7 protein-coding genes, 1 pseudogene and 1 other annotated feature are annotated in these 10434 nt (G+C 35.4%); of the genes and pseudogenes, 7 read left to right on the forward strand and 1 reads right to left on the reverse strand.

Annotated elements, in window-relative coordinates; genetic code table 11:
• Window positions 1-6 precede the first annotated feature (6 nt).
• The 3 genes from COJ46_RS11135 to COJ46_RS11145 all read left to right on the forward strand — a co-directional run bounded on the left by COJ46_RS11135 (window position 7) and on the right by COJ46_RS11145 (window position 4634).
• The gene (locus COJ46_RS11135) at window positions 7-1092 is read left to right on the forward strand and encodes a M42 family metallopeptidase (protein WP_097979073.1); all 1086 of its coding nucleotides are present in this window, start codon (window positions 7-9) and stop codon (window positions 1090-1092) included.
• Window positions 1093-1687: 595 nt separating this feature from the next.
• The gene (locus COJ46_RS11140) at window positions 1688-2890 is read left to right on the forward strand and encodes a quaternary amine ABC transporter ATP-binding protein (protein WP_097979072.1); all 1203 of its coding nucleotides are present in this window, start codon (window positions 1688-1690) and stop codon (window positions 2888-2890) included.
• Window positions 2891-2894: 4 nt separating this feature from the next.
• Complete coding sequence (locus tag COJ46_RS11145) at window positions 2895-4634, forward strand: glycine betaine ABC transporter substrate-binding protein (RefSeq protein ID WP_098565922.1); 1740 nt, start codon at window positions 2895-2897, stop codon at window positions 4632-4634.
• A 57-nt stretch (window positions 4635-4691) separates the two neighbouring features.
• On the opposite strand, the gene sspI is transcribed toward COJ46_RS11145, so the two are convergent.
• Window positions 4692-4901, reverse strand: coding sequence for a small acid-soluble spore protein SspI (sspI, locus tag COJ46_RS11150; protein WP_097979070.1), 210 nt, complete (start codon window positions 4899-4901; stop codon window positions 4692-4694).
• Window positions 4902-5003: 102 nt separating this feature from the next.
• On the opposite strand from sspI, the gene COJ46_RS11155 reads away from it, so the two are divergent.
• The 4 genes and pseudogenes from COJ46_RS11155 to COJ46_RS11170 form a co-directional block, all read left to right on the forward strand.
• Complete coding sequence (locus tag COJ46_RS11155) at window positions 5004-5753, forward strand: TrmH family RNA methyltransferase (protein ID WP_098565923.1); 750 nt, start codon at window positions 5004-5006, stop codon at window positions 5751-5753.
• A 125-nt stretch (window positions 5754-5878) separates the two neighbouring features.
• Window positions 5879-6125, forward strand: a binding site (T-box leader).
• A 56-nt stretch (window positions 6126-6181) separates the two neighbouring features.
• Window positions 6182-7216 (forward strand): phenylalanine--tRNA ligase subunit alpha, encoded by a 1035-nt coding sequence (pheS, locus tag COJ46_RS11160; RefSeq protein WP_097979068.1) that lies wholly within the window; start codon window positions 6182-6184, stop codon window positions 7214-7216.
• Between the two features lie 19 nt (window positions 7217-7235).
• The gene (gene pheT, locus COJ46_RS11165; RefSeq protein ID WP_098565924.1) at window positions 7236-9650 is read left to right on the forward strand and encodes a phenylalanine--tRNA ligase subunit beta; all 2415 of its coding nucleotides are present in this window, start codon (window positions 7236-7238) and stop codon (window positions 9648-9650) included.
• Window positions 9651-9937: 287 nt separating this feature from the next.
• Window positions 9938-10434 (forward strand): annotated as a pseudogene (locus tag COJ46_RS11170) (collagen-like protein); the annotation flags it as partial.

The following is a 10434-nucleotide window of genomic DNA, read 5'->3' on the forward strand; positions in this document are numbered from 1 at the left end:
ATGAGTTTGTCTACTTTAGATGCAAAGTTACAAATGTTAAAAGAACTAACAGATGCAAACGGCGTAGCTGGATTTGAACATGAACCACGTGAAGTAATGAGAAAATATATTACACCACTTGCTGATGAGGTTGTAACTGATAATTTAGGAAGCTTAATAGCAGTTAAAACCGGAGACCCGAATGGTCCAAGAATTAAAGTTGCTGGACATCTTGATGAAGTTGGATTTATGGTTACACAAATTGATGATAAAGGATTTTTACGTTTTCAAACAATTGGTGGCTGGTGGTCCCAAGTAATGCTTGCTCAGCGTGTTACCATTTCAACAAAAGAAGGTAATATTACAGGTATTATTGGCTCGAAACCGCCTCATATTATGAGTGCAGAAGCAAGAAGAAAAGTAGTAGATATTAAGGATATGTTTATTGATATCGGTGCTTCAAGTAAAGAAGAGGCATTAGAATTTGGGGTTCGTCCTGGAGACCAAGTTGTTCCATATTTTGAATTCCAAACGATGAAAAATGAAAAATTATTATTAGCAAAAGCATGGGATAACCGTATCGGTTGTGCGATTGCAATTGACGTTTTAGAACAATTACAAGGCCAAGCACATCCAAATATCGTATTTGGAGTTGGAACAGTACAAGAAGAAGTAGGACTTCGTGGTGCAAAAACATCTACGTATAAAATTGAACCTGATATCGGTTTTGCATTAGATGTCGGTGTTGCAGGTGACATGCCAGGTGTATCTGAAAGAGAAGCACAAGGTAAATTAGGCAAAGGCCCACAAATCGTTTTATATGATGCATCAATGGTGTCTCATAAAGATTTACGTGAATTTGTAGTAAATGTAGCAGATGAAATTGGAATTCCATATCAATATGAAGCCATGCCTGGTGGAGGAACTGACGCTGGTTCAATGCATATTACTATGAAAGGCGTTCCAGCATTAGCAATTACAATTCCAACGAGATATATTCATTCTCATTCTGGAATTCTTCATCGTGATGACTATGAAAATACAGTTAAATTAATCGTAGAAGTAATCAAACGATTAGATCGCGATACAGTAGATCGTATAACATATAATTAAGAAAAATCAATCCCTCATTTATTGAGGGATTTTTTTTTGTAGTTTTAAATTAAAATTGCTTACATCTTGTATTTTAGGTGACCCCTTATAAGGAACTAAAAACCAAGATTTTGTAGTTATAGTACCTCATGAACCCATTATGAGTAATTAAACCTCAACATCTTGCTTTTTTACATCCCCATGAAACTTACTTGATAAAGTAATTTTCATATCTCCGAATAAACCTCATTTATTAAGGTTTTTTTGCTTCTTCTACATACCTAACCAACCTGATTTTCCCACTTTTTCATACCTTAACGTTATCGAACTGAAACAAATTGTATTATTCCTATAACTTGTTTGAAATAGTTTTGTCATATCTTATTGTTATCATGAATGCACGCTTTTCAAATAAGGATACTCGGAAATAGAGTTTGAAAAATGGTTTCTTAGGGAATTTTTTAAAGCTAATAAATAAAATTTAGACTCCAATTTTGTAAGTGGAGTTTCTTAAGGAGCCAAGACTTAATTAGTACTTGGCTGATTTTTTTTATGGGGAGAATCCTTATTTAAAATATGGAGAAGCAAAATAAATATAAAGTTTTGAGGTGAGTTAATGAAAGCAAAAGTTAAAGTGAAGAACGTAACAAAGGTTTTCGGTAAGTCTCCAAAGAACGCCATAAAGTTACTAGAAAAGGGATATTCAAAAAAGCAAATTTTAGAGCAGACAAACTCAACAATCGGGGTAAATAATGCAAGCTTTGAAATATTCCCAGGTGAAATTTTTGTTGTAATGGGTTTGTCAGGTAGTGGTAAATCGACCTTGATTCGAATGCTTAATCGTTTAATTGAACCAACTACTGGGCAAATCTTGATCGACGATGAGGACATTGTAAAAATGAATCCTCAGCAGTTAAGAGATGTTCGTCGTAAAAAAATTAGTATGGTATTTCAAAATTTTGCTCTGTTCCCACACAAGACAATTCTTGAAAATACGGAATATGGTTTAGAAGTACAAAATATTTCACAGGAAGAAAGAACTGAAAAAGCTTTGAAGTCATTAGAAATAGTTGGCTTAAAAGGTTATGAGCATCAGTTCCCATCACAATTAAGTGGTGGTATGCAACAACGTGTTGGCCTTGCAAGGGCACTAACAAGTGACACGGATATTTTATTAATGGATGAAGCATTTAGTGCGCTCGATCCATTAATTCGTAAAGATATGCAGGACGAATTATTAGAACTGCAAGAGACGATGAAAAAAACGATTATATTTATTACACATGACCTTGATGAAGCCCTTCGAATTGGAGACAGGATTGCTCTTATGAAAGATGGTAACATAATGCAAATTGGTTCTCCTGAGGAGATTATGGTAAATCCAGCCAATGAATATGTTGAACGATTTGTAGAAGATGTAGATCTATCAAAAGTTTTAACGGCGGCTCATGTGCAGAAGCGTGCTGAAAGAATTACGCCTGACCGTGGACCACGTGTAGCTTTACAAGTAATGAGAGACCAAGGATATTCAAGTATATTTGTGGTTGATCGTAGACAAAAGCTACTTGGAGCAATTACTGCTGATGATGCTTCAAATGCTCTTATTAAAAATAAATCGGTAGAGGAAGCTATGCAGAAGGAAATTGTGTCTGTTTATGAAGATACTTTATTAACAGATGTAATTGGAGCACTTGCAACTTCTGAACTACCATTAGCAGTTATAGATAAAAATGATCGATTAAAAGGTGTCATTATCCGTGGAGCAGTAATCGGTGCTTTAGCGGGTAAAACAGACGATTTAAATATAAAGGGAGGTTAAACATATGGGTATTCCAAAAATTCCATTAGCAGAATGGATTGATAAAATTGTCGATTTAATCATTAAAACTTTCCATCCTCTATTTGGCGCAATAACCAACATCACAGAAACCCTTTTAAATAACCTTGTTAAAGTATTAGGACTTGGCCCATCTATTATTCTAATCATATTAATTTCATTACTAGCTTTTTATACAAGTAGGTGGACAGTTGGTCTGTTTACGTTACTTGGCTTGTTATTAATCGATAATCTTGGACTTTGGGATGCTACAGTTGATTCGTTAGCATTGATCTTATCATCAATCGTTATAACGGTTGTAATTGGAATTCCTTTAGGGATTTGGACGTCGCAAAACGATCGAGTGAAACAAGTGATTACACCAATACTAGACTTTATGCAAACAATGCCAGCATTTGTCTATTTAATTCCAGCAATACTCTTTTTCGGAATTGGTGTAGTTCCTGGTATTTTAGCTTCTGTCATTTTTGCAATTCCTCCAACAATACGATTAACGAATTTAGGTATACGAGAGGTTCCAAATGATTTAATAGAGGCATCTAACGCTTTTGGATCAACAACGTGGCAAAGACTCTTTAAAGTACAGCTACCTTTAGCAGCACCTACCATTTTAGCTGGTATAAATCAAAGTATTATGCTTGCATTATCGATGGTAGTTATTTCATCACTAGTAGGTGCTCCAGGATTAGGTGCAGAGGTTTATCGAGCTGTAACCCAGATTAAGGTAGGGGAAGGATTCGAGGCAGGAATATCAATTGTTATCGTAGCAATTATTCTGGATCGAATTTCTCAAAATCTTCGTCAACCTGCTTATGGGAAAAAATTTGCAAAAAAATATGTTTATGGATTTACTGTATTAATCTTTTGTATTTCGGCCATTTCAGTTGCCTTTGCAGGTGGCAAGGATCAAAAAACAGCTTCAAATAAAATAGGTACCGGGGTTAATTTTGAGATTACCGGAATTGATCCAGGAGCTGGGTTAATGAAAGCAACTGAAAAAGCGATGAAGGATTACGATTTAAAGGATTGGACTTTAAAAGAAGGATCTTCAGCTGCGATGACTGCTGAATTGAAAAAAGCGTATGAAAATAAAGAACCTATAATCGTTACAGGATGGACACCCCACTGGATGTTTTCAAAATATAAATTAAAGTATTTAGAAGATCCAAAAGGGTCATTTGGTAAGGATGAAGAAATTCATACAGTGGTTAGAAAAGGATTAAAAGAAGACGCTCCTGGTGCGTACAAGATTTTAGATAACTTTTCATGGAAACCATCTGATATGGAAGAAGTGATGAGTGATATTCAAGAAGGTGCGAAACCTGAAAATGCAGCGGCGAAATGGATTAAAAAGCATCAAGATCAAGTAAATAAATGGACGAAGGATGCTACAAAAGGAAATGGTGAAAAAATTAGTCTCGTTTATGTTTCATGGGAATCTGAAGTTGCCAGTACAAATGTGATTGGAAAAGTACTTGAAAACCAAGGCTATGACGTTACATTAAAACAGGTTGAGGCAGGACCAATGTTTGCTGGTATCTCAGATGGAAGTGCAGATGCAATGGTCGCAGCTTGGCTTCCGACAACTCATAAAGATTATATGAATGAGTATAAAAAACAATTGGTTGATCTTGGACCGAATTTAAAAGGGACAAAATTAGGCTTAGTCGTACCAGAATATATGAAGATTAATTCGATCGAGGATTTAACAGGTAAAACGAAATAATCAAAATAAAAGGACTAACGAAAAGTTAGTCCTTTTCTATGTTTTTAACAGATTAGTTTAGTGGCTTACTCCATTTTCTAAAACTGTAAGTAGTTCATGCTTTTGATTTTCAGAAGCGTGATTCCAAAAAACTTCGAGAAGTACACCTAAACCTGGTAATACTTTTTCTTCGCCACTTTGAATAGCATCTACAATTGTTGCTTCTAATTGATCACTTTTATTACCTGAAATATTGTGAAGAACTGCTCCGCGAATATTAAAATTCATTTGGATTCTCCTTTCATATTAAGCTTTATGTAGTATTTGTAAACGGAAACGATTTTATGTATGATAAACGATATGAGATACGATGAAAGGTAAAGGAAACTTATGAAACAAATTGATTCCATACAAAATAATTCTGTAAAGGCTTGGAAAAAGCTACATACTAAAAAAGGAAGAGATAAAGCTAAACAATATATCGTAGAAGGTTTTCACTTAGTCGAGGAGGCAATTAAGCAAGATGCACCGATTCTTCATTTATTAATTAGTGAAGAGATTGACTTACCTTCTAATTTTTCGACAGGGTCATTTGAAATTACGTATATATCTAAAGAGGTTAGCAAGGAATTAAGCGAAACAGAAACATCTCAAGGTATTTTTGCAATTATTGAATTTTCTTTTGTTAGAATTGATTTTGAGAAAGTGTCAAAATTATTATTAATTGATGAAGTTCAAGATCCAGGGAATGTTGGAACAATGATTCGAACAGCGGATGCGGCTGGTTTTGATGGGGTTATTTTAGGTTCGGGTACAAGTGACTTATATAATGCTAAAACAATTCGATCCACGCAAGGATCATTATTCCATTTACCAATATTACGTGGTGATTTAGTTGAAGTAGTTTCTAATTTAAAAGATAAAGGATTAACTGTTTACGGAACATCTCTTCAAAATGCAAAACCATTTAATGAAGTAAACGTTACAAATCGTTTTGCCATTATTGTAGGAAATGAAGGTAAAGGTGTGAATTCAACATTACTTTCATTAACTGATGAAAATCTATATATACCGATTTACGGTAAAGCTGAATCATTAAACGTTGGTATTGCAGCAGGGATTCTAATGTATAGTCTTTGAGGCATCGAAAATAATTGAGATTTCTGGGTCAGTAAAAATGATTCAAATCATTTAGTAAATAATTATGTTGAGCAGTTGCATTAATTGAAAAAAATCAATATAATTAATTAAGAAAATTTAATACATAAAAAGCTATGACAGAGAATAGTAAATTTGAATCTCTATTTAGGGAAAAGGTGCCGTAGACTGTAAGCACTTTTATAGTAGACCAAATTGAATTCACCTCTTGAGCTAGCGCCGGGACCATTTTTGAATGTAAAGGCGACTCGGTCTATCTAAGTAGATCGTTATATGAATGAAGTGAGCAGTTAGTTTTTTGTAACATAATAACTGTTAATTAGGGTGGTACCGCGATCAATCCTCGTCCCTTTTTTGGGAGCGAGGTTTTTTTATGTTTAAATTTATGAATTTGAATAGGAGGATTATTCATGCAAGAGCGTTTAGTTTCTTTACAATCAGAAGCGATTAAGCAAATAGAAGAAGCAACAGATTTAAAAGTATTAAATGAAATAAGAATTGCCTATCTAGGGAAAAAAGGTCCGATTACTGAGGCAATGAAAGCAATGAAGGATTTAACTCCTGAAGAGCGCCCTAAAATGGGAGCTGTAGCTAATGAAGTACGTGCGGCAATCCAAGAAAAACTTGAAGCAAAGCAAGTTGTATTAGAACAAAATGCAATTAATGAAAAATTAGAAAGTGAATCAATTGACGTAACACTTCCAGGAAGACCAGTTCATGCTGGTGGAGCTCATCCATTAAGAGCGGTTATTCAAGAAATTGAAGATTTATTTATTGGAATGGGATATGAAATCGCAGAAGGTCCAGAAGTAGAAAAGGATTATTATAATTTCGAAGCACTAAATTTACCAAAAGGTCATCCAGCACGTGATATGCAGGATTCATTTTATATTTCTGAAGAAACATTAATGAGAACTCATACTTCACCTGTTCAAGCTAGAACAATGGAAGCAAACGTGGAAAAAGGACCAATTAAAATAATTTGTCCAGGTAAAGTTTATCGCCGTGATGACGATGATGCTACTCATTCTCATCAATTTATGCAAATCGAAGGTCTTGTAATTGGTGAAAACATTTCAATGAGTGACTTAAAAGGTACTTTACAACTTTTTGCGAAAAAAATGTTTGGTGAAGATCGTGAAATTCGCTTACGCCCAAGCTTCTTCCCATTCACTGAGCCTTCAGTAGAAATGGATATTTCTTGTATGAAATGTGGAGGAAAAGGCTGTAACATGTGTAAACACACTGGATGGATTGAAATTTTAGGTGCGGGAATGGTTCATCCTAACGTACTTGAGATGGCTGGGTATAATCCAAAAGAAGTTCAAGGATTTGCTTTCGGTATGGGTCCAGAACGTATTGCATTATTAAAATATGGTATTGATGATATTCGTCATTTCTATACGAACGATATAAGATTCTTAAAGCAATTCCAACAAATGTAAGGTAGGAGGGGACTAAAACATGTTTGTATCAACAAAATGGTTACAAGAATACGTTGATTTAAGTGGTGTTACACCAGACGAGCTTGCAAAATTAATAACAAAAGCAGGTATTGAAGTTGAAGGTGTTGATCATCTTTCAGAAGGAATTAAAAATGTTGTTGTTGGTTATGTAATGGAACGTGAACAACATCCAGAGGCAGATAAATTATCAAAATGTACTGTTGATGTTGGAGAAGAACAACCAGTACAAATTATTTGTGGCGCACCGAATGTTGCTAAAGGTCAAAAAGTGATCGTGGCAAAGGTAGGCGCTGTTTTACCGGGGAATTTCAAAATTAAAAAAGCTAAATTACGTGGAGAAGTTTCTGAAGGAATGATTTGCTCGCTTCAAGAATTAGGCATTGAAGGCAAAGTAGTTGCAAAAGAATTCTCAAATGGCATTTTTGTTTTACCAAGTGATGCTGAAGTAGGAGCAGATGCATTAGACGTACTATATCGTGATGATGCAGTATTAGAACTTGGATTAACACCAAACCGTGCAGATTGCTTAAATATGATTGGTGCTGCCTATGAGGTAGCAGCAATTTTAGATCGTGACGTGAAACTTCCAGCGATTAGCGCTCAATCAGCTACAACTGCTGATTATGTTTCAGTTTCAATTGAATCAAAAGAAGATGCACCATACTATAGTGCTAAATTAGTGAAAGGTGTAAAAATTGGTCCTTCACCATTATGGATGCAAGCTCGTTTAATGAGTGCTGGTATTCGTCCGATTAATAATGTGGTTGATATTACGAACTATATTTTAATTGAATATGGTCAACCGTTACACGCGTTTGATTTTAATAAATTAAATAGTAATCAAATTATTGTTCGTCATGCGAAAGAAAACGAAAAGATCGTTACACTTGATGGCGAAGAACGCACATTACAGCCACATAATTTAGTCATCGCAACAGAAAAAGAAGCGGTAGCAGTTGCAGGTGTAATGGGTGGTCAAAATACTGAAGTTGATGTTGAAACTGTAGACGTTTTAATTGAATCAGCTGTTTTCAGAGGTCAAAGTGTTCGCCAAACTTCAAAAGACCTAGGCTTACGTAGTGATTCAAGTGCTCGTTTTGAAAAAGGTATTGATGCTTCTCGTACATTCCCTGCTTCTGAACGTGCTGCTCAGTTAATGGCTGAACTAGCTGGTGGAACAATTGTAGAAGGTACTGTAATTGCCGACAATTTAGTTGAAGATGCTAAAAAAGTATCAGTTTCTGTAAGTAAGATTAATGGTGTACTTGGTACATCAATTGATGCTGAAACAGTAAAAGATATTTTCCGTCGCTTAAGATTAAAAGCTACCAAGAATGGTGAAGTATTTACAGTTACTGTTCCAAGTCGTCGTGGTGATCTTTCAATAGAAGAAGATTTAGTTGAAGAAGTAGGAAGACTATATGGCTATGATCATATTCCTGCTACTTTACCAACAGGTGTTGCTAGTCGTGGACAATTAACACCTTATCAAGCAAAACGTAGAAAAATTCGTCAGTATTTACAGCATGCAGGTCTTTTCGAAGCTGTAACTTACTCTCTAACAAGCAATAATAAAGTAAAACGCTTTGCACTAGAAACAGTAGATGCAGAACCTGTACGTTTAGCTTTACCTATGAGTGAAGAACGCAGTGAGCTACGTTTCAGTTTAGTACCACATTTATTAGATGCTATTGCATACAATGTTGCACGTAAAGAAGAAAATGTTCAACTATTCGAAACAGGCTCTGTATTCTTAACAAAGGAAAAGAACGATCTTCCTCATGAAGAAGAATATTTAGCAGGAGCGCTAACTGGTTTATGGTTGCAACATGCTTGGCAAGGCGAGAAAAAAGCTGTAGATTTCTATGTTGTAAAAGGTATTTTAGACGGTTTATTTACTGAATTAGGTTTAACTAGTAAAATTTCATACGTTGCAGCTAAAAAAGAAGAATTACACCCAGGACGTACTGCAAGTATCTTATTAAACGGAGAAGAAATTGGTTTTATCGGTCAAGTTCATCCTGTTACTCAAAAAGAGTGGGATCTTAAAGAAACGTATGTATTCCAATTATCTCTTGAAAAGCTATTAAATACTGAATTTGATGACATTTTATACAATGCAATTCCTCGTTTCCCATCAATGAATCGAGATATGGCATTAGTAGTAGATTCAAAAGTATTTGCAGGTGATATTCTATCTACAATTCGTTCAACGGGTGGAAGACTTCTAAAGGATGCTACAATCTTTGATTTATACGAAGGTGATAAGATGGAAGCTGGTAAAAAATCAGTTGCCTTCTCATTAACATATTTCGATCCAGAACGCACTTTAACGGATAAAGAAGTAACTAAAGCTCATTCAAAAGTATTAAAAGCTGTAGAAGAAACACATAATGCTCAATTACGTGGTTAATTAACTACACTACTCTATTTGAATAAATAGTATTAAAGTTTATATAAAATTTACTAATTTTAATCAGTTTTTTAGTAATGTGACATACTGATTTAATAAAATTTAAAAACTTATGAAAACCAGAAATCTAAGATTTCTGGTTTTTTAATAGGTGAATACTCTATTAGATTTTTTTAATAGAGTATTCACCTATTTTTTGACTCATTTTTATGGTGAGAATGAACCAATTTGTCCTTTTTTTATACAATAAATTGTACAATTAAAATTTTTTTGAGAGGTGTATTTTTTTGCCACTACCACCATTACCACCACGATTTCCACAACCATCAGAACAACCAGAAGAACCAAAAATGTCACTAAATACAGATCCTTCAGATTCACCTGTATCAAATTCTCCTTACTCACCTAGTTATTCATTTGGTTCAAATGAATCAAATGGTTTAATTGGACCAATAGGACCTATTGGCCCTACTGGACCAACAGGAGCAACAGGCCCTCGAGGAGAAAGAGGTAAGCGAGGTAAAGAAGGAGAAGACGGTGACAGAGGTCCAAGAGGTCATATGGGACCAATGGGGCCGATGGGACCAGCAGGAACACCAGGACCAGCGGGAGCAACAGGTCCTTCAGGAGGACCTCCAGGCCCAGCGGGAGCAACAGGTCCACAAGGTCCAACAGGCCCAGCAGGCGCAACAGGCCCAGTGGGAGCAACAGGCCCAGCAGGCGTAACAGGCCCACAAGGAATACCAGGTCCATTTGGTCCAACGGGTCCAGCAGGTCCAGCAGG

The sequence above is a fragment of the Bacillus sp. AFS077874 genome (assembly GCF_002566505.1).
Lineage (GTDB): Bacteria > Bacillota > Bacilli > Bacillales > Bacillaceae_G > Gottfriedia.

Bases quoted from the DNA above. Each gene is read 5' to 3' on its own strand.
- COJ46_RS11140 (WP_097979072.1), top strand. From the start codon at position 1,688: ATGAAAGCAAAAGTTAAAGTGAAGAACGTAACAAAGGTTTTCGGTAAG.
- COJ46_RS11145 (WP_098565922.1), top strand. From the start codon at position 2,895: ATGGGTATTCCAAAAATTCCATTAGCAGAATGGATTGATAAAATTGTC.
- sspI (WP_097979070.1), bottom strand. From the start codon at position 4,901: ATGAATTTTAATATTCGCGGAGCAGTTCTTCACAATATTTCAGGTAAT.
- COJ46_RS11155 (WP_098565923.1), top strand. From the start codon at position 5,004: ATGAAACAAATTGATTCCATACAAAATAATTCTGTAAAGGCTTGGAAA.
- pheS (WP_097979068.1), top strand. From the start codon at position 6,182: ATGCAAGAGCGTTTAGTTTCTTTACAATCAGAAGCGATTAAGCAAATA.
- pheT (WP_098565924.1), top strand. From the start codon at position 7,236: ATGTTTGTATCAACAAAATGGTTACAAGAATACGTTGATTTAAGTGGT.